The organism is Azospirillum sp. TSH64 (assembly GCF_003116035.1).
Classification (GTDB): Bacteria; Pseudomonadota; Alphaproteobacteria; order Azospirillales; family Azospirillaceae; genus Azospirillum.
Genome location: NZ_LGQW01000015.1, coordinates 5,589,481 through 5,614,185, shown reverse-complemented (window position 1 = coordinate 5,614,185; position 24,705 = coordinate 5,589,481). Strand labels below are relative to the sequence as shown.

Below are 24,705 nucleotides of genomic sequence, written 5' to 3'. Positions count from 1 at the left end.
GCGCATCCCGATGTCATCCCCTATGAAAGGTGGGCCGGAGGTCGTCCTCCGGCTCGCCGGCATCTCCAAGCGGTTCGGCCCGCTGCTCGCCAACGACGACATCTCGCTGACGCTCCGCGCCGGCGAGGTGCTGGCGCTCTTGGGCGAGAACGGCGCCGGCAAGACCACCCTGATGAACATCCTCTTCGGCCATTACGTCGCCGACGAGGGCACCATCGAGGCGTTCGGCCGCCCGCTGCCGCCGGGCTCCCCCCGCGCGGCGCTGGAGGCCGGCATCGGCATGGTCCACCAGCATTTCACGCTGGCGGACAATCTGTCGGTGCTGGACAACATCGCCGTCGGCACCGAATCGCTGTGGCGCTGGCGCTCCGACCGGGGTGCTGCCCGCCGCCGTCTGCTCGATCTGTCCCAGCGCTTCGGGCTGGAGGTGCGGCCGGACGCGCCGGTCGGCGAGCTGTCGGTCGGCGAGCGCCAGCGGGCGGAGATCCTGAAGGCGCTCTACCGCGACGCCCGCATCCTGATCCTGGACGAGCCGACCGCGGTGCTGACGCCGCAGGAATCGGCCGGGCTGTTCGAGACCCTGCGCAAGCTGACCGCCGACGGGCTCGCCGTCGTCTTCATCAGCCACAAGATGAACGAGGTCTTCGCCGCCAGCGACACCGTCGCCGTTCTGCGCGCCGGCAAGCTGGTCGCCACCCACGCCACCGCCTCCACCGACCGTGCGAAGCTGGCAGAGCTGATGGTCGGCCGCAGCGTCAAGCCGCCGGCCCCCGCCCCGCTCAGCCCCGGCGAGCCGGTGCTGGAGCTGGCGGGCGTCACGGTTGCCTCCGGCCATGGTCGTCCGCTGCTGGATCGGGTCGATCTGACGGTGCACCGTCATCAGGTGGTCGGCATCGCCGGAGTGTCCGGCAACGGCCAGACGGCGCTGGCGGAGCTGGTCAGCGGACTGATCCGCCCCGACTCCGGCAGGCTGTCCCTGAAGGGCAGCGTGGTCGAGCATGGCGATCCGGCCGACATGGTCCGGCGCGGCGTCGCACGCATCCCGGAGGACCGGCACAGCGCCGGTCTGGTCGGCGCCATGGCGGTCTGGGAGAACCTGATCGCCGAGCGCTACCACGACTCATCCTTCTCGCGCTTCGGCGTGCTGCGGCGGGGCGCGGCGCGGGCCTATGCCCGCGAGGTGATCGAGGAGTTCGACGTGCGCTGCCCCGGTCCCGACGCCCGAACGCAGCTGCTGTCGGGCGGCAACATGCAGAAGCTGATCCTGGGCCGCACGCTGGCCCATGGGCCGGACCTGATCCTGGCGAGCCAGCCGACGCGCGGGCTCGACATCGGTGCGGTGTCCTACGTCCACAGCCGGTTGCTCGATGCCCGCGCCGCCGGGGCCGGCGTCCTGCTGATCTCCGAGGATCTGGACGAGATCCTGGCGCTGGCCGACTGCGTCACCGTCGCCTATCACGGGCGCCTCACCCCGCTGCTGCCGCATGACCGGGTGTCGGTCAGCCAGCTCGGCCTGCTGATGGCCGGGCATTGGGACGTTTTGCGCGACATCCTGCCGGAGACCCAATTGGAGCATGGCGATGCGGCTTGAACCGCGCACCGATACCCCGCTCGCCCTGCGGTTGCTGGCACCGGTTGGCGCCGTCGTGGCGGCGCTGGCGCTCTGTGCCCTGCTGGTCGCCTGGACCGGGGCCCCGGTGCTGCGCGCCTACGGCCTGCTGTTCGAAGGCGCCGTCGGCTCCCGCTTCGCCCTGACCGAGACGCTGACCCGCGCCACCCCGCTGATCCTCACCGGGCTGGCCGCTGCGGTCGCTTTCCGCGCCAAGCTGTGGAACATCGGGGCGGAGGGCCAGCTCTACATGGGCGCGCTGGCCGCCGTGGTGGTCGGCGGCGGCATGCTCGACCTGGCGGCCTGGGCGCTGATCCCCGTGGTGATGATCGCCGGCATGGCGGCGGGCGGCGTCACCCTGCTCGGCCCCGCCATGCTGAAGGTCCGCTTCGGCGTCGACGAGGTGGTGACCACCCTGCTGCTGAACTTCGTCGTCCTGCTGCTGGTGTCGCTGCTGCTGGAAGGCGCCCTGAAGGACCCGATGGGCATGGGCTGGCCGCAGTCGGCCCCTGTCGCCGAGGCGGCGGAGCTGCCCAAGCTGGTGGCGCGCACCCGCCTGCATGCCGGGCTCGCCATCGCGCTCGGCCTGTCGGTGCTGCTGTGGCTGATCGACACCCGCACCATCTGGGGCTACGAGAACCGCGCGGTCGGCGCCAACCCGCGCGCCGCCGCCTTCGCCGGCATGCCGGTGACGCGGGTCATGCTGCGCACCGCCCTGCTGTCGGGCGGGCTCGCCGGGCTGGCCGGCGCGGCGGAGGTCTGCGGGCTGAAGGGGTACCTGACGCTCGACCTGTCGCCGGGCTTCGGCTACAGCGGCATCGTCGTCGCCATGCTGGCCCAGTTGCACCCCATCGGGGTGGTCGGGGCCGCGCTGTTCATCGCCGGCATCTTCGTCGGCGCCGACGCCATGAGCCGGGCCATGCCGGTTCCCAACTACATCGCCGACGTCCTGGTCGCCACCAGCCTGCTCTGCATGCTGGTCGCCGGGCTGCTGGCGCGCTACCGGCTGCGGCGGGGGTAAGGGGTTATGGATTTCCTGTCGACCATCCTCGACATCCTGCTGTCGGCCGCCTTCTGGACCGCGGTGCTGCGCATCGCCACCCCCTATGTGCTGGGCACGCTGGGCGAGCTGGTGTGCGAGCGGGCCGGCGTGCTCAATCTCGGCATCGAAGGCATCATGACGCTGGGCGCCATGGCCGGCTGGATGGCGGTCTACCAGGGCGCAGACCTGTGGACCGGCGTGCTGGCGGCGGCGGCCTGCGGCGCGCTGCTCGGCCTGCTGCATGCGGCGCTGACCGTGCCGCTCGGCCTGTCGCAGCATGTGACCGGCATCGGCGTCACCCTGCTGGGCACCAGCCTGTCCTACTTCGTCTACCGCCTCGTCCTGCCGCAGGCCAGCACCCCGCCGACCGTCGAGCCGTTCCAGCCGCTGGCCCTGCCCGGCGCCCTGGCCCAGACGCCGCTGACCTACCTCGCCTTCCTGCTGGTCGCGGTGGTCGCCTATGTGCTCTACCGCACGCCGGTCGGGCTGGCGGTGCGGATGGTCGGCGAGAATCCGGCAGCCGCCGAGGCGCAGGGGCTGAACGTCACCGCCATCCGCATCGGCGCGGTGGTGGCGGGCAGCGCGCTGATGGCGCTGGCCGGCGCCTTCCTGACCCTGTCGGCCTTCAACGCCTTCTTCTTCAACATGGTCAACGGGCGCGGCTGGATCTGCATCGCGCTGGTGGTCTTCGCCTCCTGGCGGCCGGGCAAGGCTCTGCTCGGCGCCCTGCTGTTCGCGGTGTTCGACGCGCTGCAATTGCGGTTGCAGCAGGCGAGCGGCGGCGTCCTGCCCTACCAGCTGTTCCTGATGATGCCCTATTTGCTGAGCATCCTGGCGCTGGTGCTGGTGGCCCGCCGGGCCTCCTACCCGCGCGCCCTGATGATCCCGTACCGCAAAGGAGAACGCTGATGTTCGACCTGATCCTGCGCCGCGCCACCCTGCCGGATGGCCGCAGCGGCATCGACATCGGCATCAAGGACGGTCGCATCGCCGCAGTCGAAGCGAACTTGGCGGGCGAGGCAGCTGGTGAGATCGACGCCACCGGCCGGCTGGTCAGCCCGCCCTTCGTCGATGCCCATTTCCATATGGACAGCACACTCAGCTACGGCCTGCCGCGGGTGAACCAAAGCGGCACCCTGCTGGAAGGCATTGCCCTGTGGGGCGAGCTGAAACCGCAGCTGACCCAGGACGCCATCGTCGAGCGGGCGCTCGCCTACTGCGACTGGGCGGTCGGGCGCGGCCTGCTGGCGATCCGCAGCCATGTCGACATCTGCGATCCGCGCCTGCTGGCGACCGAAGCCCTGCTCGACGTCAAGAAGCGCGTCGCGCCCTACCTCGACCTTCAGCTGGTCGCCTTCCCGCAGGACGGTGTTCTCCGAGCGCCGGGTGCGAAGGAGCTGCTGGTCCGGGCGCTCGACATGGGCGTCGACGTGGTCGGCGGCATCCCGCATTTCGAGCGCACCATGGCCGACGGCGCCGCCTCGGTCCGGCTGCTCTGCGAGATCGCGGCCGAGCGCGGGCTGCTGGTCGACATGCATTGCGACGAGAGCGACGACCCGCTGTCCCGCCATGTCGAGACGCTGGCCTACGAGACGCAGCGGCTGGGGCTGCACGGCCGGGTGACGGGGTCGCACCTGACCTCGATGCATTCGATGGACAACTACTATGTTTCCAAGCTGATCCCGCTGATGGCGGAGGCGCGGCTGGGGGTGATCGCCAACCCGCTGATCAACATCGTTCTCCAGGGCCGCCACGACACCTACCCCAAGCGCCGGGGCATGACCCGCGTGCCGGAGCTGATGGCGGCAGGGCTGACCGTCGCCTTCGGGCATGACTGCGTGATGGACCCCTGGTATCCGCTGGGCTCCGGCGACATGCTGGAGGTGGCGCAGATGGGCCTGCATGTGGGGCAGATGACCGGCCAGGACGGCATCAAGGCCGCCTTCGACGCGGTGACGGTCAACCCGGCCGAGCTGCTGCATCTGGACGGCTACGGGCTGGAGCCGGGCTGCAACGCCGATCTGGTGGTGCTCCAGGCCGGCAACCCGGTGGAGGCGATCCGCACCCGCGCCGCCCGCCTGTTCGTGCTGCGCCGCGGCCGGATCGTCAGCCGCTGCGAACCGGTGCAGGCCAGGCTCGACCTGCCGGGGCGGCCGGAGACGGTCGATTTCCTGCTGAACCGGGGATAAGACCACCACAAAAAAGCCCGCCGGAACAGCTGTTCCGGCGGGCTTTTCTTTGTTCGGAAAACCTTTACGCCTTCAGGAAGTCCCGCAGCGCGTCGGCAACCGCGTGCATCTCCTGCTCGGTGCCGATGGTGACGCGCAGGCAGCTCGGCAGGCCGTAGGACGGCATCTGGCGGACCAGGATGCCGCGGGCCTTCAGGAACTGGCGGGCGGCCTCGGCGTCGTCCTTGCCGGCGGGCTGGCCCTTGAAATCGACCAGCACGAAGTTGGTCACGCTGGGGTGCACCGTCAGCCCCAGCTCCCGCACGTTGGCGGAGAACCACTCGCGCCACTGTTCATTGTGGCGGCGGGAGCGGTCGAGGAACTCGGCATCCTCAACCGCGGCGACGCCGGCGACATGGGCGGCGTTCGACACGTTGAAGGGGCCGCGCACCCGGTTCAGCACGTCAACGATCCCGGCCGGCCCATAGCACCAGCCGATGCGCAGCGAGCCCAGCGCGAAGATCTTCGAGAAGGTGCGGGTCATCACCACGTTGGGGAACCGCTCCACCAGCTCCTCGCCGGCGGTGTAGTCGTCCTTGTTCATGTATTCGGCATAGGCCGCGTCGATGACCAGGATGACGTCCGGCGGCAGGCCGGCATGCAGCCGCGCCACCTCCGACGCCGGCAGATAGGTGCCGGTCGGGTTGTTCGGGTTGGCGAGGAAGACCAGACGGGTGCGCGGGGTGACGCGGGCCAGCAAATTGTCGACGCTGGCGGTCAGCCCGTCCTCGGGTGCGATCACCGGGGTGGCGCCGACCGACTTGGCGCCGATCGGATACATCAGGAAGCCGTATTGCGAATACAGCACCTCGTCGCCCGGCCCGGCATAGGAGCGGATCAGAAGGCTGATGATCTCGTCCGACCCGGCGCCGCAGACGATGCGGTCGGCATCCAGGTTGAAGCGCTTGGCGATGGCGCCGCGCAGCGCCGCCGAGCCGCCGTCCGGATAGCGGTGCAGAGTCCCGGCCGCCGCCGCATAGGCCTCCATCGCCTTCGGGCTCGGCCCCAGCGCCCCTTCGTTGGAGGCGAGGCGGATATGACCCTGATGCTCGCCGCCGACATAGGCGGCGATGTCGAGAATCCCCGGACGCGGCTGCGGGCCGTTCGGCTGGGTCATGGTCTGCTTACCTTCCGACGCTGGTGGATGGGCGGTTCAAGGATGGGGTGGAACAGGATGGAACAGTTCCGGCGGCCCTGTTCCAACGTTCCACGGAGGGCCGGCAGGATAAGGCAGGAGCAGCCCCGGCGGCTCGCCTCATTCGCGCACATCAGCCCAGAGCGAGCGGCACGGCATAGCCGCCGACGACGTTGACCCGCACCGGAATGTCGCCCGAGCGTTCCAGCAGCTTGGCGAGGCGGGGGTCGCCCTGGCCGACGAAGTCGGCGATCTCGACCAGATGGACCGACGGTCCGCCGCCGCTCATCCCGGTGGCGTGGCCGGCCGGATGCCAGGTGCAGAAGCCGACCGGCGGCAGGCCGCAGGCCTCCAGCGAATCCTTCAGGCGGCCGCGGCTTAGGTCGCCGCCGATCTCGATGCTCAGCAGGGTGCGGTCGTCGCCGGTCGGCTCGTGCGGGACGGCGGCGATGGCGAGCGCGTCGCGGTTCTCGCCGCGGGCATTGCCGCGCCCGCCGAAGGGCAGACGCGCCACCACCTGCGGCCGGCCGGCGTCGGCCGACACCAGGAAGCGCCACCAGGGATCCGAATCGTCCTCGGCCGGATAGGGAACCACGGCGACCGTCGCCGTCCCCTCCGACACGGCGCGGAGCGCTGCGGCGGGAGTGTTGACGGCGGTCATCGGTACGAAGCCGCCGAAATGGTCGCGGGCGACGTCCCAGAAGCCGCGGCGGTCCTCCGGCGCATAGACGGCGACGGCGAAGGGGCCCTGCATGCGGGTGAAGGCGGTGATCATCTCCCGCCAGATGCGGACGACGACCTGGGCGGGGAAGGTGCCGGCATGGCGGGCCATCAGGCGGCGCAGGATCGTCGCCTCCCGCGCCGGGCGGAGGAAGACGGGCTGGGCGCCGGTTTCGGCCGCGCCATTGCCCTTGGCCGCCCCGATGCGTTCCACCACGGCGGCGCGGCGCATCAGCAGGTCATGGATCGCGTCGTCGATCTGGTCGATTTCGCGGCGCAAATCGTCGAGCGGGGTCCGGGCGGAAGCCATGGGTCAAAAAACCATCGAATGCAGAGCCGGTTAGTAGTAGTCCGCATGCGCCCTGAAATCAAAGAAAACATTGACACTCCGAAGGCCGGCTTCGTAGCTATACGCTCCCGTTCCGCCACAGCTCCCTGACGGTTCCCATCAAGGCGCCGCAAGGCTTCCGACAAGGCACGAAACGAGATGTCCGCGGCCCTCGACAGCTCCGCCCCCAAAGCTCCCGCCCCGGCCCCCGCCCACGAGCCCAATGATCAGGTCATGCCGGGCAAGCGCGTGCGTCTGGCGGTGGACCGGCCGATGCGGCTGGACAGCGGGGTGGAGATCGGCGGCTTCCAGATCGCCTACCAGACCTACGGCACGCTGAACGCCGACAAATCCAACGCGATCTTCATCTGCCACGCCCTGACCGGCGACCATTTCGTCGTGGAGAGGCATCCGGTCACCGGCAAGCCCGGCTGGTGGGAGATGCTGGTCGGCCCCGGCAAGCCGGTGGACACCGACCGCTATTTCGTCATCTGCTCCAACGTGCTGGGCGGCTGCCTGGGCAGCACCGGGCCGAAAGATCTCGATCCCGCCACCGGCCAGCCCTATGGCCTGTCCTTCCCCGTGGTGACCATCGGCGACATGGTGCGGGCGCAGAAGCTGCTGGTCGAGCATCTCGGCATCGAGAAGCTTTTCTGCGTCATCGGCGGCTCGATGGGCGGCATGCAGGTGCTGCAATGGGCGGTGGCCTACCCCGAATCGGTGTTCGCCGCGGTGCCGATCGCCACCGCCGCCCGCCATTCCGCGCAGAACATCGCCTTCCACGAGGTCGGGCGGCAGGCGATCATGGCCGACCCGGAATGGCGCGGCGGCAACTATCTGCTGGAAGGCACCAGGCCGGAGGCCGGTCTGGCCGTCGCCCGCATGGCGGCGCATATCACCTACCTGTCCGAAACCGCCCTGCACCGCAAGTTCGGCCGCAATCTGCAGGACCGCAAGGCGATCACCTACGGCTTCGACGCCGATTTCCAGGTGGAAAGCTACCTGCGCTACCAGGGGGCGGCCTTCGTCGAGCGGTTCGACGCCAACTCCTACCTCTACATCACCCGCGCGATGGATTACTTCGACCTCGCCGCCGATGCGGGTGGATCGCTGGCCAACGCCTTCCGGCCGGGGGGCAAGACCACGCCGGTGCGCTTCTGCCTTGCCAGCTTCTCCAGCGACTGGCTGTTCCCGACCTCGGAATCGCGGGCCATCGTGCATGCGCTGAACGCCGTCGCCGGGAATGTCAGCTTCGTCGAGATCGAGACCGACAAGGGCCATGACGCCTTCCTGCTGGACGAGCCGGAGTTCCATCAGGTCATCCACGGCTTCCTGGAGGGCTGCGCCGAGCATCGCGGCCTGTCCGTCCGCCGCCGCGCGCGCTGAGTGGGACAAGACAACCGACCATGGTGGACATTCGCGACGATTTGAAGCTGATCGCCGAAATGGTGGAGCCGAACAGCCGCGTGCTGGACGTCGGCTGCGGCGACGGCGCCCTGCTGGATTATTTGGCCCACACCAAGAATGTCGACGGGCGCGGCATCGAACTCAGCATGGACGGCGTGCGCCAGTGCGTGGCGCACGGCCTGTCGGTGATCCAGGGCGATGCCGAGACCGACCTGAAGGACTATCCGGCGGAAGCCTTCGACTACGTCATTCTCGGCCAGACGCTTCAGGCGATGAAGCAGCCGCGCGACGTGCTGGAGATGCTGTGCCGCATCGGCCGCCGCGCCATCGTCTCGGTGCCGAATTTCGGCTATTGGCGCGTCCGCATGCAGCTGATGCTGACCGGCCGCATGCCGGTGACGGAAAAGCTGGGCTACCAGTGGTGGGAAACGCCCAACATCCATTTCTGCACGCTGCGCGACTTCGTCGTGCTGACGGAGGAGATGAGCATCACCATCGAGCAGACGCGGATCATCGACCGCGCCGGTCGGGTGACCAGCCACGCCCATTCCGGCTTCGCCAACCTGCTGGGCGAACAGGGCGTGTTCCTGCTGCGGCGCAACGGCTGAGGGGGCCGGGCCAGGGGGCGGGAACCTTCCGCCTTCAGGTTTGTTCATGATGCGTTCCCTTTCGAGAGGCACGCATCATGACGACCAAGCACACCGCCGATACCCATGACCATGCCGGCCACGAGAATCCGAAGACCGGCGAAGACACGTCCAACCGCGACAAGAACCCCGACGACTGGACCACCGGCGACGAGCCGATGACCGGCGCCCAGGCCTCCTATCTGAAGACGCTGAGCGAGGAGGCCGGCGAATCCTTCGACGACGGCCTGACCAAGGCCGAGGCGTCGAAGCGCATCGACGCGTTGCAGGACAAGACCGGCCGCGGGAAGTGAGTGGGGAGGCAGCGGAAGATCCCCTCTCCCCCCGGGGAAAGGGTTAGGGTGAGGGGGGCGCGCGGCGGCCCTCCAGCAAGAATCCAACATGTGCATCCCCCTCACCCCGCCCCCCTCCCCGGGGGGAGAGGGAGACGAGCGCGGATTCATGTCGGCAACCCAACCCCACCTTCCGCTGTTAACCAGGGCGATACCTGAATCCGAACGGAAGGGTCGCCCTCATGCTCCGCCCCCTCATGCTTGTTCCGGCCGCGGCGCTGCTGCTGACCGGCACCGCCTTTGCCCAGACCGCGCCGGGCGTCGCCGCCTCGCCGCCGCTGATGACCGCGCCGCGGCCGGACGACCAACCGGCGACCGGGCAGATCGCCTCCCCGCCGGGGGTCAGCGGCGAAGCGCCGTCGCGTGAGGTGCAGAACCCCGCAGCGCCGGTGACGGGATCGGTGACGGGCGCGCAGGGTTCCTCGCCGCCGGTGGCGGCATTGCCCTCCGCAGCGCTCAATCCCGAGCAGGCGCGGGCGATGGTGGGGACGGAGCTGCGCACCCGCGACGGGCAGATGGCCGGCCGCATCCTCGACTTCACCATGGACAGCAGCGGCGACCGGGTCGACCGCATCGTGATGGCGCCGAACGAGGTGCTGGGGCTGGGCGAGAAGCTGGTGGCGCTACCGGCCGGCGCGCTCGCCAACGGTCCCGACGGGCCGATGCTGGACATCGGGCAGGCCGACCTCGACAAGGCGCCGACCTTCGCCTATGGCGACGAGCCGACGCTGACCCGGCCGGAAAGCCAGCAGCCCAAGCCGTAACCGGTCAGGCGGCCGGGCGGCGGCGGAAGATGCCGGTCAGGCAGGCGAAGAGGCACAGCCCGGCGCCAAGCCACAGCACGACGACGCTGCCGTCCGCCTTGCCGATGGCGGTGAAGACCAGTCCGACCGTGGCGGCGCCCAGCGTCTGGCCCAGCAGCCGGCCGGTGGCCTGGATGCCGCTGGCGCCGCCGCTGCGCTCCTTCGGCGCGCTGCTGACCAGCACCTTGTTGTTCGGGGTCTGGAACAAGCCGAAGCCGAAGCCGGCCAGCGCCATCCGCCAGACCACATCCAGCGTCGACGGGTCGGACGGCAGCAGCGCCATCAGGGCGAGGCCGGCAGCGAAGGCCAGCAGGCCCGCCGCCGCCAGCCGCGTCGGCTCGTAGCGGTCGGCCAGCCGGCCGGAGATCGGGGCGACCAGCGCCACCACCAGCGGCCAGGGCGTCATCAGCAGGCCGGATTCCGTCAGCGACCGGTTCAGCACATCCTCGAAGAAGAAGGGCATCGCGACGAAGACGATGTTCTGCGCGGCGAAGGAACAGACCGAGGTGACGACCGTCAGGGCGAAGACCGGGCGGCGCAGCAGATCCACCGGCAGCAGGGGGGCTGCCTGCGCCAGTTCGCGCCGCACCAGCGTCGCGCCGAGCGCCAGGGCCGCCAGCAGTTCCGCCGCGACAAGCCAATAAGGCTGGCTGCCATCCACCCCCTTGAAGCCGACGATCAGCAGGCCGAGCATGCCGGCGTTCAGCGCGGCGCTCAGCCAGTCGAAGCGGTGACCGGCCGGGTTGGACGCCGGCATCGCCCGCGCCGCCACCGCCAACGCCGCCAGCCCCAGCGGCACATTGACGGCGAACAGCCAGGGCCAGGAGGCCACCGACAGGATCAGCGCCGCGAGGCTGGGGCCCGCCGCGGAGGACACCGCGACGATCATCGCGTTGTAGCCGACGCCGCGGCCGAGATGGGTGGAGGGGTAGATGTGGCGGACCAGCGCCAGATTGACGCTCATGATCCCGGCGCCGCCGATGCCCTGGACGACGCGGGCGGCGGTCAGCACCGGCAGGTTCGGCGACAGCGCGCAGGCCAGAGAGGCCACGGTGAAGAGCGCGAGCCCGAACCAGTAGACCTTGCGGTAGCCGATGATATCGCCCAGCGACGCGAACGGGAACAGCGAGACGGTGACCGCCAGCTGATAGGCGTTGACCACCCAGATGGCGCTGGCGGCATCGACCGCGAACTCGCGCTGGATGGTCGGCAGGGCGATGTTGGCGACCACGCCGTCCAGCACCGCCATGATCAGCGCGACGGTCATCGCCGTCATCGCCCAATAGCGCTGCGGGATCGGCAGTCCGTCGGACGCCGTCACGGGCGGCTTGCGGGGTGCGGATTGGGCGGGGGCGAGAGGCTGGACGGGAAGATCTGGCATGGTGGGGATCAGCATAGAGTCCGATCCACTCTGCGCGGTCGCAGCAATTTCGCATGAAAGCATTGCGGAGGCCGGGCGCAGGGCTGGGTCTCTGTCCGGCCGGAACCCGTCCCACGCCCTTCTGTTGGAAGAGAACGCGAGCCAACAATAGGAGCGCCACCATGACCAAGCACATCCCGCCCGTCCCGCCCGAGGGCCGCAGCGATAAAGGCCCCGGCGAGCCGGCGGCCAGCGCCTCGCCCGACGACGGCACCGGCAACCGCGCCGCGCCCAACACCAAGGAGCAGGGCCAGCAGGGCAACAGCCGGCAGAACACCACCCACCAGGGCTACCAGCAGGATCGGTGAGGCATGAGCAAGCGCATTGATGCGACCGACCGTCACTCCACGCATGATCCGAAGACGAAGCGGTAGGCAACGCGCTTTCACCATGGGGATTTCCCTTTCTCCCCCCGGGGAGAGGGTCGGGGTGAGGGGGAGGCATGGGGTGGATATACTGGGGACCGGGACTGCGCGACCTTTGAAAATCCTTGCCGCGCATCCCCCTCACCCTAACCCTCTCCCCAGGGGGGAGAGGGGACAACGCGCGTGGGGAGTTTCTTTCACGACGCCAGATCCTTCAGGATCGGGCAGTCCGGCCGCTCGTCACCGTGGCAGGCGTCGGCCAGTTCATGCAGCGTGTCGCGCATCGCCTGCAACTCGGCGATCTTCGCCTCCAGCTCGTCGATGTGCTGGAGTGCGATCCGCTTGACCTCGGAACTGCACCGCGAGCGGTCCTGCCACAGCCCGACCAGCTTCTGGATGCGCTCGATCCCGAAGCCCAGCGTCCGCGCCCGCTTGACGAAGCGCAGCACATTCACGTCACGGTCGCTGTAGACGCGATAACCCGACGCCGTCCGCCCGGCCTCAGGGATCAGGCCGATGGATTCGTAATAGCGGATCAGCTTGGCGTTGACGCCCGATGCCTTGGCGGCGTCGCCGATGGTCATGCCGTCTCTCATCACGCATCCTCGCTTTTTGGCGGCGTCCAGCCGCGCAGGGTCAGGGCGTTCACCACCACGCTGACCGAACTGAGCGCCATCGCCGCACCTGCCAGCACCGGGCTGAGGTTGCCCGATGCCGCCAGCGGGATGCCGATCACATTGTAGGCGAAGGCCCAGAACAACCCCTGGCGGATCTTCGCATAGGTCCGGCGCGACACGTCGATGGCGCCGGCGACCAGGCGCGGGTCGCCGCGCATCAGGGTGACGCCGGCGCTGTGCATCGCCACGTCGGTGCCGGTCGCCATGGCGATGCCGACATCGGCGGCGGCCAGCGCCGGCGCATCGTTGATGCCGTCCCCGACCATGCCGACAGTTTTGCCCTCCCCTTTCAGGGTCGCGACCACGGCAGCCTTGTCGCCGGGCAACACCTCTGCGAACACCCGCTCGATGCCCAACGCCGCCGCGACGGAGCGGGCGGCCCCCTGGCCGTCGCCGGTCACCATCACCGGCTCCACCCCCTGTGCCTTCAGCGAGGCGATGGCCGTGACGGCACTGTCCTTCACCGTGTCGCCGAAGGCGACGAGGCCGAGCAGGCGCGGCGCCTCGCCGACCTCGAACAGCCAGGACAGGGTGCGGCCGGATGCGGCCAGCGCGTCGGCCGGTCCGGCCAGGGCGCCCGGCTGCAAGCCGGCCTCCGCCACCGCGCGGGCATTGCCGAGGTGCAGGCGGCGCCCCGCCACCGTGCCGCTGACGCCGCGGCCGGCCAGCGCGCGGAAATCGGTTGCGGCCCCCGGCGCCATGCCGGCGGCGGCAGCGCGGTCGCGCAGAGCGTGGGCGAGCGGGTGCTCGCTGCCGGCCTGGAGGGCGGCGGCAAGGCGCAGCAGGGTTTCGCCACCGGTGCCGTCTGCCGGGATCAGGTCGGTGACGCGCGGCTTGCCTTCGGTCAGCGTGCCGGTCTTGTCGAAGGCGACGGCGGTCAGGGCATGGGCGCGCTCCAGCGCCTCGGCGTCCTTGATGAGGATGCCGTGGCGGGCGGCGACGCCGGTGCCGACCATGATCGCGGTCGGCGTCGCCAGACCCAGCGCGCAGGGGCAGGCGATGACCAGCACCGAGACGGCGGTGACGATGGCGGTTTCCAGATCGCCGCCGACGATCCACCAGCCGGCCAGCGTCAGCGCCGCCACCGCCAGCACCGCCGGGACGAACACGGCGCTGACCCGGTCGACCAGCCGCTGGATCGGCGCCTTCGACGCCTGGGCGCCCTCCACCATGCGGACGATCTGCGCGAGCATGGTCTCGGTGCCGACCGCCGTGGTCTCCACCACCAGCAGGCCGTCGCCGTTGATCGAGCCGCCGGTGACGCGCGCACCCGGCTCCTTGTCGATCGGCAGGCTCTCGCCGGTCAGCATCGATTCGTCGACACCGCCGCTGCCCTCGATCACCCGGCCGTCGACCGGCACCCGCTCGCCGGGACGGACCACCACATGGTCGCCGACGCGGACGCGCTCCACCGGCACCTCGGTCTCGACGCCGTCGCGGCGCAGCCGGGCGGTCGCCGGGCGCAAATCCATCAGGGCTCGGATCGCCGCCGCCGTCTGGCCCTTGGCCCGCGCCTCCAGCCATTTGCCGAACAGCACGAAGGTGATGAGGACGGAAGAGGCTTCAAAATAGAGATGCGGCTCGTGCCCCGGATGCGCGGTCAGCATCAAATAGAGGCTGAGCCCCCAGGCCGCCGAGGTGCCGAGCGCCACCAGCAGGTCCATGTTGCCGGCTCCCGCCCGCAGCGCATTCCAGCCGGCGCGGTAGAAACGCGCGCCGAGCCAGAATTGCACGACGCTGGCCAGCACCAGTTGGACCGGACCGGGCAGCATCCAGTCCGCCCCGAACAGGTCGCCAGCCATGCCGGCCAGCAGCGGCAGCGACAGCGCCGCCGCGATCAGCACATGGTGCAGCTCGCGCCGGCTGCGGTCGGCCCGCAGCTCCTCTTCCGCCTGCTCGCCGCCTTGCGCGACCGGGGCGGCGCCATAGCCGGCCTTCTCCACCGCCGCGACCAGATCGGCGGTGTCGAGGCTTCCGGCGAAGGCGACGACATGGGCGCGCTCGGTCGCCAGATTGACCGATGCCGAGTCGACGCCGGGCAAGCGGATCAGCGCCTTTTCCACCCGGCCGGAACAGGAGGCGCAGGTCATCCCGGTGACCGACAGGTCGAACTCCCGCCGTTCGGCATGGAAACCGGCAGCCTCGACGGCGTCCGCCGCGGCCCTGGCGTCGGGCGTGCCGGCAAAGCTCAGCCGCGCCCGCTCCGTCGCCAGATTGACCGACACCGCGGTGACGCCCGGCACCCGGCCCAGCGCCTTCTCCACCCGGCGGACGCAGGAGGCGCAGGTCATGCCAGACACGCCGAGGTCGAGATCGGCGGTCGTCGCAGGGCTGCTGTCGTGCTGGGTCGTGGTCATGCCGGTTCTCCTTCGATTCCGCTCGGCATGACGGGATATGGGGCTTCCAGCAATTGGAAGGTCAAGGGGCGGATCGCCGCAGATTGGCCGGCCCCTGAACAAAAGTCCGAAAAGGGCGTTCGTCTCCTGACCGCTTTGCAACTTGCCCGAAGGGACCAGCCCCTTGACCCGCCTGACCATCGCCGAGGCGCAGAGCCGCGTTTCCCACATGCTGACCCATGACGTGGTCGAGGATCTGCGGGCCGTCGAGTATGAGACGCCGCCGCTGGCCGATGCCCCGTCCGCCACGCCGCTGAGCGAGCTGCGGCGGGCCGAGGTGACCTTCAGCCATGCCCCCGGCTCGCCCGACTGCCTCTATCGCATTGGCGCCTTTGGCGATTCGCTGCTGATGCGGCTTCAGCTGAATGTCCGGCGCTTCGTCGCGCTCTATCAGGTGCCGGTGAAGGACCCCATCGACAGCAACACCATCGCCCCGCATTTCGAACGCTGGGCCATCGGCGCCGGCCATGCCGGCTGGACCATCGGCTGGCGCGACGGCGTCGATCCCTGGAAACAGGAGATCCGGGTGGTGGAGACCTATTGCTACGCCATGCTGCCGGAAGACTTCCTGGACGAGCCGCTGACCCAGCTCTACTGGCGCACCGACCTGTTGCAGATGACCCGCGCCTTCATGCTGGAGGCGCGGCGGATGGGCATCCGGTTGTCGGTGCCCGACACGGTGTAGCGGAGGTTTCGCTTGGCGCGGCGGGCGCGGCTGTGCTCAATCGCTGGGCACACGACTTTGCCAGAGCCCGCCCATGCCGCCGCTTCCCATTCCGATGCCGACCGACCTCTCCGCCCTGCTGACGGTGATGGATTTCATCGGCGTGTTCGTCTTCGGCCTCAGCGGCGGCACGCTGGCGGTGCGCAAGCGGCTCGACCTGTTCGGGGTGATGGTGTTGTCGCTGGCGGCGGCGCTGGCCGGCGGCGTGGTGCGCGACCTGCTGATCGGCGCGCTGCCGCCGGCCAGCCTGCGCGACGACAGCTATCTGATGGTGGCGCTGGCCGCCGGGCTGACCGCCTTCCTGTTCCATGGCCCGATCAACCGGCTGGGCAAGCCGGTGATGGTGCTGGACGCCGCCGGCCTCGGGCTGTTCACCGTCGCCGGCTGCGGCAAGGCGCTGGCCTATGGGCTGAGCCCGCTGCCGGCCGCCCTTCTGGGAGTGATGACGGCCTGCGGCGGCGGGGCGATGCGCGACCTGCTGGTGGCGGAGGTGCCGCGGGTGCTGCGCGAGGAGATCTATGCCATGGCCTCGCTGCTGGGGGCCGCGGTGGTGATCGCCGGCAACCGCCTGGACCTGCCGCCGGTGCCGGTCGCGGTGGTCGGTGCGCTGGCGGTGTTCGTGCTGCGCGTGGTGAGCGTGCTGCGCAACTGGAGCGCACCGCGGGCGCCGGGGAGCTGAAGCAGCCCTCTCCCCCGGAACGGGGGAGAGGGCGTCACAAGAGGACCGGCTTACGCCCGCTTGCCCCAGCCCGGCATCGGGAACACCGGCTCTGCTTCGGCCGAGGCCTTCGGCAGCACCACGGTCGGGCGCAGCTTGTGGTTCTGGATGCAGGCGGAGATCAGGTTGGTGTTCTGGCCCTTGTCGTCGAAAGTGATCGCCGGGCCGACCATCAGTTTGTCAGACAGGTTGGTCTGGCGCAGGGCCGCCAGCATCGCCGATGCTTCCGCCGTGCCGGTGCGCTTGAAGGCGTCGGCGGCGATCAGGATCGCCTCGAAGGTGAAGGCGACGTTGAAGGCATAGCCCTCGAAGCGGTCGTTCGGGAACTGCTTCTTGAAGGCCGCCTCGACCCGCTTGGTCATCGCAGCCTTGGGATCGTACCAGGGCAGGTTGGTGATGGCGAAGTCGGCGTATTTGCCCAGCACCTTGTAGAACTGCTCGTCATAGAGGCCGGGCGAGCCGGGGGAGACGATGCCCTTGGGCTCCCAGCGCTGCTTCACCATCTCGCGCACCATCATGATGGCGTCGTTGGCGCGGGTGGTGACGATGGCAAGCTCGGCCCCGGTGCCCTTGGCCTTCGCCACCTCGACCGCCAGATCCTGCGCCTTGGGATCGTAGGAGATCGACTCCACGATCTGGAATGGCATGTCCAGCTTGGGGAACAGCGCGTCGATGGCGGCCTTGTTCGCCATGCCGAAGGTGTCGTTGGCGTGCAGGAACACGGCGGTCTTCGGCGTGGTGCCGGTGGCGGCGAACAGGTCCTTCATCAGCGACATCCCGTTCGTCACCAGCATGGTGGAGGTCGGGAAGTTGCGGAAGACGGTCTTGTAGCCCTGCTCGGTCAGCTTGTCGGCGGCGGCGATGTTCATCACCAGCGGCACGCCGCGCTGTTCGCAGACCTGGGCGGCGGCGGCGGTCTGGCCGCTGTCGAAGGCGCCGACGATAACATGGGCGCCGTCGTTGATCAGCTTTTCCGTGCGCGAACGGGCGACGTCGGCGTTCGATTCGGTGTCGGCCGACATCACCTCGACCTTGTAGCCGAGTTCGGACAGCACCGCCGGCGCGATGTCGGCGCCGCGCTGGCAGGCCTGGCCCGCCTGGGCCAGCAGGCCGGAACGCGGCAGCAGCACGCCGACCTTGAGCGTGGTGTCCTGCGCGAAGACCGGCGCACGGCCGAAGCCGGCCAGCACGCCGCCGGCAATGGCGGCCTGCCCCAGCGTGCGGCGGGAAAGGGCGAATCCTCCGGTGGAGCGGTTCTTATGGTCGTTGGTCATGATGCTGCGGGGGCCTTTTTTGGCTGGACGCACTGCGGATCGGGTCCGCTCTGATCGACCGAAGAGTTCACCGCGTCCCCCCTCCATGTCAAAGTGGAATCGCCGAAGCCCTTCGTTTCGCAATGGATTGAAACCACATGCCCGTTACAGCGGCCGGACCGTCACCCTCGCCGAAGTGCTCGCCATCGCCTCGAATGGCGTGAATGCGGTGCAACAGAAGAAGCCCCGTCGCCCCCTTGAAGAGCCGGCGGCCCGGACACAGCTGAGTGGGTGAACTGTGACAAAAACGAGAACTGCCGCGTGTTGAGCTTGGCACGGAAACTGTGGGCTGACGCCACGTCGAGCGTTTCCTCGGCCGGGCGGACCGGACCGGCGACGGTGCCGCGCGGCATGCGCGTCTATGCGGTCGGCGACATCCATGGCCGGCTCGACCTCTTGGACCAGATGCTGGGCCAGATCGCCCGCGATGCCGACCAGGCGCCGAACCTGCTGAAATACCTCGTCTTCCTCGGTGATTACGTCGACCGCGGCCCGGATTCGCGGCTGGTGATCGAACGGCTGGCCTGCGGGCTGCCGCCGGCCTTCGGCGCCGTGTTCCTGCGCGGCAACCATGAGGACACGATGCTGGGCTTCCTGTCAGACCTGCGCGTCGCCCCCGGCTGGCTGACCTATGGCGGCGACGCGACCCTGGAGAGCTACGGCATCCCGGCCCCCGACCCCGATGCGCCGGTTGAACATCTACAACAAGCGCAGCTGATGCTGAACAGCCTGCTGCCCGCCAATCACCGTGCCTTCCTGACGGGCCTGCGCAACCATCTGACCATCGGCGACTACCACTTCGTCCATGCCGGCGTCCGTCCTGGCGTCCCGCTCGACCGGCAGGAGGACCAGGACCGGCTGTGGATCCGCGAGACCTTCCTGGCGTCGCGCGCCGACCATGGCAAAATGGTCGTCCATGGCCACACCATCGCGCCGGAACCGGAACTGCTGCCCAACCGCATCGGCATCGACACCGGCGCCTACGCCACCAACCGCCTGACCGCCCTGGTGCTGGAAGGGACGGAGCGGCGTTTCCTGTGCACGGTGTGAGGGTCTGGCGCGGCCCTGAAGCGATGGCCCCGAGACGATGGCCCAAAATGACGAAGGGCTCCCGGATTTCTCCGGAAGCCCTTGTCCTTATGGTCGGAGAGAGAGGATTCGAACCTCCGGCCCCTGCCTCCCGAAAGCAGTGCTCTACCAGGCTGAGCTACTCTCCGGTCCTGTCACCGCCGGCCTGTCACCCTGAAGTGCGCCGTCCGTCGGTGGAGCGGGTGTATAAACGGTCCGGACCGGGTGCGCAACGCAAAAAATGCGTCATCGTCAAAAAGATCAGGACCGTCGATCCACCCTCGCCGCAGCCTTGTCAGAAATCGCGATCGATCACGAAATCAATGACTTCCAGCAGCGCCTGCTTGACCGGGCCGTCGGCGAACAGCCCAAGGCTGTCGCGGGCGATGGAGCCGTAATGGCGCGCACGCTCCACCGTGTCCTTCAGGGCATTGTGGCGGGCCATCAGCGCCTGGGCATGTTCGAGGTCGCCGTCCTTCTGGTCCAGCTCCTCCATCACCCGGCGCCAGAAGGCACGTTCCTCGTCATTGCCGCGGCGGAAGGCCAGCACCACCGGCAGGGTGATCTTGCCCTCGCGGAAATCGTCGCCGACCGTCTTGCCGAGCTTCGCCTGCAGGGCCGAATAATCCAGCACGTCGTCGACCAGCTGGAAGGCGATGCCGAGATTCATGCCGTAATCGTAGAGCGCCAGCTCCTCCGCCTGCGGGCGGTTGGCGACGACGGCGCCGACGCGGCAGGCGGCGGCGAACAGCTCCGCCGTCTTGCCCTTGATGACCTCGAGATAGGCCTGCTCGCTGGTCTCGGTGTCGTTGGTGGTGCGCAGCTGCAGCACCTCGCCCTCGGCGATGATGGCGGAGGCACCGGACAGGATGCGCAGCACGTCGAGCGACTGCACCTCCACCATCATCTCGAAGGCGCGGGAGAACAGGAAATCGCCGACCAGCACGCTGGCCTTGTTGCCGAACACCGCGTTGGCCGAGGCCATGCCGCGGCGCAGGTCGCTCTCGTCGACTACGTCGTCGTGCAGCAGGGTCGCGCTGTGGATGAACTCCACCACCGCGGCCAGCAGCCGGTGATGCTCGCCCTGGTAGCCGCACAGGTTGGCGGCCGCCAGCGTCAGCACCGGACGCAGGCGCTTGCCGCCGGCGGCGATCAGATAGCCGGCCAGCTGGGGAATCATCTCGACCTGCGACTGCATGCGGTCGAGGATGATCTGGTTGACGGCGCTGAGGTCCTCGGCCACCAAAGCGGTCAGGTCGTCGAGCGGGGTAGACTTGCGCCGTTTCGGCTCGAAGTTGGTCACGACCGCCAAGGTCGACTCCACGGATGATTGACGCCAGAATTTGCGCTAGGGAGCATAACGGCCTAGGCTCTTCGGTCAAGTCCGCAGGGGGCCGTTATTTCGAGACGCCCGTCCTTTCGAGAAACCATGACCGAACTGCTGCGCACCACCGATCCCGTCCGCCTGTCCTGGCTGGTCGCCCTGCTTGCCGATGCCGGGATCGAGGCCATCGTGCTGGACAGCTACACCAGCATCCTTGAGGGATCGATCGGTGCCATTCCGCGGCGGCTGATGGTCGATACGGACGACGCCGCACAGGCCGTCCGCATCCTGCGCGAGGCCGGCGAAGCGTGAACGACACGATCCTTCCGGTTCCGGAACAAAGCATCGAAGCGCCAGTGGCTTTACCCGTGGATTTCCTGCTGAACGGCCGGGTCAGGCTGCTCCAGCCCGACGGCGGCTATCGCGCGGCCATCGATCCGGTCTTCCTCGCCGCCATCACCGCCGCCGGCGACGGCGAGCGGGTGCTGGATGTCGGCACCGGCACCGGGGCTGCGGCACTCTGCCTCGCCGTCCGGGTGCCGGGTGTGTCTGTTGTGGGGCTGGAACAGCGGGCCGACGCCTGCGCCTTCGCCCGCCGCAATGCCACGCTCAGCGGTGTCGCGGAGCGGGTGACGGTGGTGGAAGGCGACCTGCTGGCACCGCCGGACGCGCTCGGCAGCGCCGGATTCGACCGGGTGATGATGAACCCGCCCTATCTGAAGGCCGGTGCCGCCAGCGTCCCGCCCGACGGCTGGAAGGCCGCCGCGAATGTCGAAGGGACGGCGCAACTGGCCGACTGGGTGCGCTTCGCCAACCGCATGCTGAAGCCGCGCGGCACCCTGACCATGGTCCACCGCGCCGACCGGATCGACGACATCCTGCAGGCACTGCGCGGCCGCTTCGGCAGCCTGGTCCTGGTGCCGCTGTGGCCCAAGCCGGGGGTGGAGGCCAAGCGGCTGCTGCTGGTCGCGCGCAAGGGCGGCAGGGCGCCGGCCCGCCTGACCGCCGGCCTGACGGTGCACAGGGCCGAAGGCGGCTATAGCCCGGAGGCGGAGCGGGTGCTGCGCGACGCGGAAGCGCTCCCGATTTAGCGGGGCCAATTTAACAGGACCTGCGCCTTTCAATCGGGAGACTTCAATCCCATCTCTGCCGGCATGAGCCTGAAATCCCTCCTCGCCAAACTCCCCTTCGGCCCCTGGCGCAAGGCCGGGCCGCTGGTGTCCGTCGTCCGCCTGACCGGGGTCATCGGCCAGGGCGGCCCCTTGCGCTCCGGCCTGACGCTGGCCGGCGTCGCCCCGCTGCTGGAACGCGCCTTCGCGCCCAAGGACCAGAAGGCGGTGGCGCTGGTCGTCAACTCGCCGGGCGGGTCGCCGGTGCAGTCGGCGCTGATCGCCAAGCGGATCCGCGATCTAGCCGAGGAGAAGAAGGTGCCGGTCTTCGCCTTCTGCGAGGATGCCGCCGCCTCGGGCGGCTACTGGCTGGCCTGCGCGGCGGACGAGATCTGGGCCGACGAAAGCTCCATCGTCGGCTCCATCGGCGTGGTGTCGTCCGGCTTCGGGCTGCATGGGCTGATCGAGCGCCACGGCATCGAACGGCGCCTCTACACCGCCGGCGACAAGAAGGTGCTGCTCGACCCCTTTTCGCCGGAACGGGAGGACGGGGTCGCCCATCTGAAGGCCCTCCAGGCCGACGTGCACGAGGCGTTCAAGGCGATGGTGCGGGCCCGTCGCGGCACCCGCCTGACCGGGCCGGAGGAGGAGTTGTTCTCCGGTGCCTTCTGGGCCGGGCGCCGGGCGCTGGCGCTTGGGCTGATCGACGGGCTGGGCGACCTCCGCTCCGTCATGCGCGGCCGCTTCGGCGAGAAGGTCCGGCTGCGCGTGGTGCAGCAGGAGGGCGGCATGCTGCGGCGGCTGCGACTGCGCGCCGGATATGGCGACGCCCCGGCCTTGGAGGCCGGGGCGCAGGAAGCCTTTGCCGATGCCCTGGTCGCGGCCGCCCGCACCTCTCTCGACGATTGGGCGGCCTGGGCGAAGCTGGGGCGTTGAGGAGAACCCGCCCTCAGCGCTCGGCGGTGGCCGGTGCCGCCTGAAGGCCGTAATCGTCGGCCTGGATGAAGGCCGCGCGCAGTGGCTTCAGGACGAACAATGCCAGCACCGCGGCGACCAGATTGAAGCTGGCGGCGATGTAGAACACGGCGTGCCACCCGAAATGGCTGGCGATGATGCTGCTGAGCGGGACCAGCAGCGCCGCCGTGCCCTTGGCGGTGTAGAGCATGCCGGCGTTGGTCGCCGCGAACTTCGAGCCGAAGGTGTCGCCGGCGGTGGCCGGGAACAGGCTGTAGATCTCGCCGAAGACGCAGAAGAACATCGCCGTGAAGATCACGAACATCACCGGGTTGCGGCCGAGCTGCGTCACCAGGATGATGGCGAGTGCGGCGATGCCGAAGGCGATGAACATGGTGTTCTCGCGACCGATGCGGTCGGACACCCAGCCGAAGAAGGGCCGGCCGGCGCCGTCGAGGATGCGGTCGATGGAGATCGCCAGCGTCAGCGCCGGCAGGACGAGGCCGAACATGTTGATCGGCGAATCGGCGACGTGGAAGTCATGGGCGATCGGCGCGATCTGGGCCGCCGCCATCAGTCCGCCGGAGGCCACCATCACGAACATGACGTAGAGCAGCCAGAAGACCGGGGTGCGGATGACGCGGGACGGCGGATGGTCGATCTTGGTCTGGGCAAGCCCGCTCTTGCGCACCGGGCCGCTCGACTTCGGCGCCTTGCGCAGGAAGAAGGACAGCACGAAGATCACCACGCCCTGCCCGATGCCGAAGACCAGGAAGGCCTGCTCGTAGCCTTGGCTGGCGATCATGTTGGCAATGGGAATGACCGTGGCGCCGGCACCGGCGCCGAAGCCGGCGGCGGTGACGCCGGCGGCGAGGCCGCGCTGCTGCGGGAACCATTTCAGCGCATTGCCGACGCAGGTGCCATAGACGCAGCCGGCGCCGATGCCGGAGATCACCGCCGCGGTGTAGAGCATCGGCAGCGACGTGGCTTGGCTGTCGATCACCCAGGAGCCGCCGACCAGCAGGCTGCCGACCAGAACCACCACCTGCGGGCCGTAGCGGTCGACGAACCAGCCCTCGACCGGGACCAGCCAGGTTTCGGTGAAGACGAAGATGGAAAAGGCGATCTGGATGGCCGCGCGTCCCCAGCCATGCTTGGCATCGATGGGATCGACGAAAAGCGTCCAGCCATATTGCAGGTTCGCGATCATCGCCATGCACAGCAGGCCGACGCTGAGCTGGAACCATTTGTTGTGCAGAAGACCGCGGTCTTCGGTCGTCTCTGTGGTCATGCCCCAAAGTCCCATTGAGCGTGGGGGCGCAGGACCGGCGGGGTGTGGCTGTCCGCTGTGGCGGGCCACCCGCATCGCACCGCGTCCTGCGCCGTTCGGACATGACTGTGCGCCTCAACAATCCGTATTCCAAATACCGGATACCGAATGCGTTATTCTTTTCCACATCGTGGAATGCGTTGAAAAGTCTCGCTTTTTCACGGTAGCAGGCATGCACCGATTGCTTGCCTTGCGAACAGAACTGTCAAGGTGGAGCCATGCGGCGCACACATATTTGAAATACGGTATCTGGTATACAGAATATCTTGTTGCGGTGCAGAGAGAGGCGCATCATCGGTCCATGTTCACCGGCGCTGACGAGCTGCGCCGCAGCCAGGGGAAATCGCACGATGTCCAGCATCCTGACCCGCCTGTTCGCCGGTTCCGCCGCTCTGGCTCCCGCCGGCTTCGCCCCTGCGGGAGTCGGTTGTCCCGCTTCGTTCCCGCAGATCGCCCTGCCGGATCTGTTCGCCGGTTTCCGCACCCGCCATGGCGGCGGCAAGCGCAAGCCGGAGTCGCCGGACGTCGCGATGTCCTGGGCCGAGTTCGGCCGGGGGTTCTGAACGGAGATTTCTCGACGCGGCCGGACTCAGGCCGGAGAAATCTGGCCGCAGAGTACTGGCCGCAGAAATCAGGCAGCAGAAATCAGGCTGCGGAGTTCTGGGTCAGCAGGGTGGTCAGCCAGCGGAAATTGGCCCCGTTGCCGGTCTGGATGGCGCTTTCCACCACCTGCATCGCGGTCGCGGGGTCCTGCGGGTCGGGCACCGGGGATGAGGCGGCCATGCCGGCCCCGCCCTGCCCGTCCTCCTGCGCGAACAGGGTGACGGCACCGACGCCGAGGCGGACGGAGGGCTGGGCGTTCGCCACCACTTCCGTGCCACCGGCACCGGAGGCGTCGCCCTCCCCGACCCCGTTCAGGGTTTCCAGCATCGCCGCGAACTGGCCGGCCAGCGCACCCGCCTGCCGGGACGCGGACGTCCCTTTGCGCTCCAGGACGTCTTCCGCCCTGATGCGCATGGCTTGCGTGGCCTCGCTGTTGGCCATCATCGACATGGG

Annotated in this window: 25 protein-coding genes and 1 tRNA gene; 16 read left to right on the top strand and 10 right to left on the bottom strand. The window is 69.0% G+C overall.

Going from position 1 to position 24,705, the window contains the following annotated elements:
• The first annotated feature begins 22 nt into the window (after nucleotides 1–22).
• Genes TSH64_RS26855 through TSH64_RS26840 form a run of 4 tightly spaced genes read left to right on the top strand, consistent with a single transcriptional unit; the run spans nucleotide 23 to nucleotide 4,840 of the window.
• Entirely contained in the window at nucleotides 23–1,591 is a 1,569-nt protein-coding gene (locus tag TSH64_RS26855) for an ABC transporter ATP-binding protein (protein ID WP_109449761.1), read from the top strand.
• Nucleotides 1,581–2,630: an ABC transporter permease gene (locus TSH64_RS26850; protein WP_109453062.1), complete on the top strand. Its 1,050-nt coding sequence runs from the start codon at nucleotides 1,581–1,583 to the stop codon at nucleotides 2,628–2,630. The genes TSH64_RS26855 and TSH64_RS26850 overlap by 11 nt, the downstream gene beginning before the upstream one ends.
• 6 nt (nucleotides 2,631–2,636) lie before the next feature.
• Nucleotides 2,637–3,560 carry an ABC transporter permease gene (locus tag TSH64_RS26845; protein WP_109449759.1) on the top strand — a complete coding sequence of 308 codons (924 nt, stop codon included), beginning with the start codon at nucleotides 2,637–2,639 and terminating at the stop codon, nucleotides 3,558–3,560.
• The gene (locus TSH64_RS26840) at nucleotides 3,560–4,840 is read left to right on the top strand and encodes an amidohydrolase family protein (RefSeq protein WP_109449757.1); all 1,281 of its coding nucleotides are present in this window, start codon (nucleotides 3,560–3,562) and stop codon (nucleotides 4,838–4,840) included. The genes TSH64_RS26845 and TSH64_RS26840 overlap by 1 nt, the downstream gene beginning before the upstream one ends.
• Before the next feature lie 64 nt (nucleotides 4,841–4,904).
• Here the strand turns inward: TSH64_RS26840 and hisC are convergent, their stop codons facing one another.
• Both hisC and pheA read right to left on the bottom strand, forming a co-directional pair.
• Complete coding sequence (gene hisC / locus TSH64_RS26835) at nucleotides 4,905–5,996, bottom strand: histidinol-phosphate transaminase (protein WP_109449755.1); 1,092 nt, start codon at nucleotides 5,994–5,996, stop codon at nucleotides 4,905–4,907.
• A 151-nt stretch (nucleotides 5,997–6,147) separates the two neighbouring features.
• Nucleotides 6,148–7,044, bottom strand: a complete 897-nt coding sequence (gene pheA, locus TSH64_RS26830; RefSeq protein WP_098737531.1) for a chorismate mutase — start codon at nucleotides 7,042–7,044, stop codon at nucleotides 6,148–6,150.
• Between the two features lie 177 nt (nucleotides 7,045–7,221).
• Between pheA and TSH64_RS26825 the strand changes: the two genes are divergently transcribed.
• From TSH64_RS26825 to TSH64_RS26805, 4 genes are all read left to right on the top strand, one after another.
• Complete coding sequence (locus TSH64_RS26825) at nucleotides 7,222–8,448, top strand: homoserine O-acetyltransferase (RefSeq protein WP_109449753.1); 1,227 nt, start codon at nucleotides 7,222–7,224, stop codon at nucleotides 8,446–8,448.
• 20 nt (nucleotides 8,449–8,468) lie between these two features.
• On the top strand, nucleotides 8,469–9,077 hold the full coding sequence (metW, locus tag TSH64_RS26820) for a methionine biosynthesis protein MetW (RefSeq protein ID WP_109449751.1): 609 nt from the start codon (nucleotides 8,469–8,471) through the stop codon (nucleotides 9,075–9,077).
• A gap of 77 nt (nucleotides 9,078–9,154) precedes the next feature.
• Nucleotides 9,155–9,409, top strand: coding sequence for a DUF3072 domain-containing protein (locus tag TSH64_RS26815; RefSeq protein ID WP_109449749.1), 255 nt, complete (start codon nucleotides 9,155–9,157; stop codon nucleotides 9,407–9,409).
• A gap of 221 nt (nucleotides 9,410–9,630) precedes the next feature.
• Complete coding sequence (locus TSH64_RS26805) at nucleotides 9,631–10,212, top strand: PRC-barrel domain-containing protein (protein WP_109449747.1); 582 nt, start codon at nucleotides 9,631–9,633, stop codon at nucleotides 10,210–10,212.
• A gap of 4 nt (nucleotides 10,213–10,216) precedes the next feature.
• Here the strand turns inward: TSH64_RS26805 and TSH64_RS26800 are convergent, their stop codons facing one another.
• Nucleotides 10,217–11,632: an MFS transporter gene (locus TSH64_RS26800; protein WP_247873167.1), complete on the bottom strand. Its 1,416-nt coding sequence runs from the start codon at nucleotides 11,630–11,632 to the stop codon at nucleotides 10,217–10,219.
• A gap of 161 nt (nucleotides 11,633–11,793) precedes the next feature.
• Here TSH64_RS26800 and TSH64_RS26795 point away from each other — a divergent pair, with 161 nt between their 5' ends.
• Nucleotides 11,794–11,979, top strand: a complete 186-nt coding sequence (locus tag TSH64_RS26795) for a hypothetical protein (protein WP_109449743.1) — start codon at nucleotides 11,794–11,796, stop codon at nucleotides 11,977–11,979.
• A 254-nt stretch (nucleotides 11,980–12,233) separates the two neighbouring features.
• Here the strand turns inward: TSH64_RS26795 and cueR are convergent, their stop codons facing one another.
• The gene (gene cueR, locus TSH64_RS26790) at nucleotides 12,234–12,620 is read right to left on the bottom strand and encodes a Cu(I)-responsive transcriptional regulator (protein WP_109050134.1); all 387 of its coding nucleotides are present in this window, start codon (nucleotides 12,618–12,620) and stop codon (nucleotides 12,234–12,236) included.
• Between the two features lie 11 nt (nucleotides 12,621–12,631).
• Nucleotides 12,632–15,070, bottom strand: coding sequence for a heavy metal translocating P-type ATPase (locus TSH64_RS26785; RefSeq protein ID WP_109449741.1), 2,439 nt, complete (start codon nucleotides 15,068–15,070; stop codon nucleotides 12,632–12,634).
• Between the two features lie 163 nt (nucleotides 15,071–15,233).
• Here TSH64_RS26785 and TSH64_RS26780 point away from each other — a divergent pair, with 163 nt between their 5' ends.
• Nucleotides 15,234–15,794, top strand: a complete 561-nt coding sequence (locus tag TSH64_RS26780; protein ID WP_109449739.1) for a hypothetical protein — start codon at nucleotides 15,234–15,236, stop codon at nucleotides 15,792–15,794.
• A 73-nt stretch (nucleotides 15,795–15,867) separates the two neighbouring features.
• Entirely contained in the window at nucleotides 15,868–16,512 is a 645-nt protein-coding gene (locus TSH64_RS26775) for a trimeric intracellular cation channel family protein (protein ID WP_109449737.1), read from the top strand.
• 50 nt (nucleotides 16,513–16,562) lie between these two features.
• On the opposite strand, the gene TSH64_RS26770 is transcribed toward TSH64_RS26775, so the two are convergent.
• Nucleotides 16,563–17,825, bottom strand: coding sequence for an ABC transporter substrate-binding protein (locus tag TSH64_RS26770; protein ID WP_109449735.1), 1,263 nt, complete (start codon nucleotides 17,823–17,825; stop codon nucleotides 16,563–16,565).
• Nucleotides 17,826–18,125: 300 nt separating this feature from the next.
• On the opposite strand from TSH64_RS26770, the gene TSH64_RS26765 reads away from it, so the two are divergent.
• Nucleotides 18,126–18,914, top strand: a complete 789-nt coding sequence (locus TSH64_RS26765; RefSeq protein ID WP_109449733.1) for a metallophosphoesterase family protein — start codon at nucleotides 18,126–18,128, stop codon at nucleotides 18,912–18,914.
• Between the two features lie 90 nt (nucleotides 18,915–19,004).
• On the opposite strand, the gene TSH64_RS26760 is transcribed toward TSH64_RS26765, so the two are convergent.
• Together TSH64_RS26760 and TSH64_RS26755 are read right to left on the bottom strand one after the other, a co-directional pair.
• Nucleotides 19,005–19,081, bottom strand: a tRNA-Pro gene (locus tag TSH64_RS26760).
• A gap of 146 nt (nucleotides 19,082–19,227) precedes the next feature.
• Nucleotides 19,228–20,244, bottom strand: coding sequence for a polyprenyl synthetase family protein (locus TSH64_RS26755; protein WP_109449731.1), 1,017 nt, complete (start codon nucleotides 20,242–20,244; stop codon nucleotides 19,228–19,230).
• Between the two features lie 117 nt (nucleotides 20,245–20,361).
• On the opposite strand from TSH64_RS26755, the gene TSH64_RS26750 reads away from it, so the two are divergent.
• The 3 genes from TSH64_RS26750 (at nucleotide 20,362) to TSH64_RS26740 (ending at nucleotide 22,301) form a co-directional block, all read left to right on the top strand.
• Complete coding sequence (locus TSH64_RS26750) at nucleotides 20,362–20,568, top strand: DUF2007 domain-containing protein (protein ID WP_109449728.1); 207 nt, start codon at nucleotides 20,362–20,364, stop codon at nucleotides 20,566–20,568.
• A gap of 44 nt (nucleotides 20,569–20,612) precedes the next feature.
• On the top strand, nucleotides 20,613–21,347 hold the full coding sequence (locus TSH64_RS26745) for a methyltransferase (RefSeq protein ID WP_247873166.1): 735 nt from the start codon (nucleotides 20,613–20,615) through the stop codon (nucleotides 21,345–21,347).
• A 63-nt stretch (nucleotides 21,348–21,410) separates the two neighbouring features.
• Complete coding sequence (locus TSH64_RS26740; protein ID WP_109449724.1) at nucleotides 21,411–22,301, top strand: S49 family peptidase; 891 nt, start codon at nucleotides 21,411–21,413, stop codon at nucleotides 22,299–22,301.
• Nucleotides 22,302–22,314: 13 nt separating this feature from the next.
• Here the strand turns inward: TSH64_RS26740 and oxlT are convergent, their stop codons facing one another.
• Nucleotides 22,315–23,610, bottom strand: coding sequence for an oxalate/formate MFS antiporter (oxlT, locus tag TSH64_RS26735; protein WP_109449722.1), 1,296 nt, complete (start codon nucleotides 23,608–23,610; stop codon nucleotides 22,315–22,317).
• Between the two features lie 389 nt (nucleotides 23,611–23,999).
• Between oxlT and TSH64_RS26730 the strand changes: the two genes are divergently transcribed.
• Nucleotides 24,000–24,212, top strand: coding sequence for a hypothetical protein (locus TSH64_RS26730; RefSeq protein ID WP_109449720.1), 213 nt, complete (start codon nucleotides 24,000–24,002; stop codon nucleotides 24,210–24,212).
• An 82-nt stretch (nucleotides 24,213–24,294) separates the two neighbouring features.
• On the opposite strand, the gene TSH64_RS26725 is transcribed toward TSH64_RS26730, so the two are convergent.
• Nucleotides 24,295–24,702 (bottom strand): hypothetical protein, encoded by a 408-nt coding sequence (locus TSH64_RS26725; RefSeq protein WP_109449717.1) that lies wholly within the window; start codon nucleotides 24,700–24,702, stop codon nucleotides 24,295–24,297.
• Nucleotides 24,703–24,705 lie beyond the last annotated feature (3 nt).

Coding starts and splice junctions, on each gene's coding strand:
- metW (WP_109449751.1), top strand. CDS start 8,469: ATGGTGGACATTCGCGACGATTTGAAGCTGATCGCCGAAATGGTGGAG.
- TSH64_RS26850 (WP_109453062.1), top strand. CDS start 1,581: ATGCGGCTTGAACCGCGCACCGATACCCCGCTCGCCCTGCGGTTGCTG.
- pheA (WP_098737531.1), bottom strand. CDS start 7,044: ATGGCTTCCGCCCGGACCCCGCTCGACGATTTGCGCCGCGAAATCGAC.
- hisC (WP_109449755.1), bottom strand. CDS start 5,996: ATGACCCAGCCGAACGGCCCGCAGCCGCGTCCGGGGATTCTCGACATC.
- TSH64_RS26730 (WP_109449720.1), top strand. CDS start 24,000: ATGTCCAGCATCCTGACCCGCCTGTTCGCCGGTTCCGCCGCTCTGGCT.
- TSH64_RS26795 (WP_109449743.1), top strand. CDS start 11,794: ATGACCAAGCACATCCCGCCCGTCCCGCCCGAGGGCCGCAGCGATAAA.
- TSH64_RS26770 (WP_109449735.1), bottom strand. CDS start 17,825: ATGACCAACGACCATAAGAACCGCTCCACCGGAGGATTCGCCCTTTCC.
- TSH64_RS26785 (WP_109449741.1), bottom strand. CDS start 15,070: ATGACCACGACCCAGCACGACAGCAGCCCTGCGACGACCGCCGATCTC.
- oxlT (WP_109449722.1), bottom strand. CDS start 23,610: ATGACCACAGAGACGACCGAAGACCGCGGTCTTCTGCACAACAAATGG.
- TSH64_RS26725 (WP_109449717.1), bottom strand. CDS start 24,702: ATGTCGATGATGGCCAACAGCGAGGCCACGCAAGCCATGCGCATCAGG.
- TSH64_RS26855 (WP_109449761.1), top strand. CDS start 23: ATGAAAGGTGGGCCGGAGGTCGTCCTCCGGCTCGCCGGCATCTCCAAG.
- TSH64_RS26775 (WP_109449737.1), top strand. CDS start 15,868: ATGCCGCCGCTTCCCATTCCGATGCCGACCGACCTCTCCGCCCTGCTG.
- TSH64_RS26845 (WP_109449759.1), top strand. CDS start 2,637: ATGGATTTCCTGTCGACCATCCTCGACATCCTGCTGTCGGCCGCCTTC.
- TSH64_RS26805 (WP_109449747.1), top strand. CDS start 9,631: ATGCTCCGCCCCCTCATGCTTGTTCCGGCCGCGGCGCTGCTGCTGACC.
- TSH64_RS26825 (WP_109449753.1), top strand. CDS start 7,222: ATGTCCGCGGCCCTCGACAGCTCCGCCCCCAAAGCTCCCGCCCCGGCC.
- TSH64_RS26800 (WP_247873167.1), bottom strand. CDS start 11,632: ATGCCAGATCTTCCCGTCCAGCCTCTCGCCCCCGCCCAATCCGCACCC.
- TSH64_RS26840 (WP_109449757.1), top strand. CDS start 3,560: ATGTTCGACCTGATCCTGCGCCGCGCCACCCTGCCGGATGGCCGCAGC.
- cueR (WP_109050134.1), bottom strand. CDS start 12,620: ATGACCATCGGCGACGCCGCCAAGGCATCGGGCGTCAACGCCAAGCTG.
- TSH64_RS26740 (WP_109449724.1), top strand. CDS start 21,411: ATGAGCCTGAAATCCCTCCTCGCCAAACTCCCCTTCGGCCCCTGGCGC.
- TSH64_RS26750 (WP_109449728.1), top strand. CDS start 20,362: ATGACCGAACTGCTGCGCACCACCGATCCCGTCCGCCTGTCCTGGCTG.
- TSH64_RS26815 (WP_109449749.1), top strand. CDS start 9,155: ATGACGACCAAGCACACCGCCGATACCCATGACCATGCCGGCCACGAG.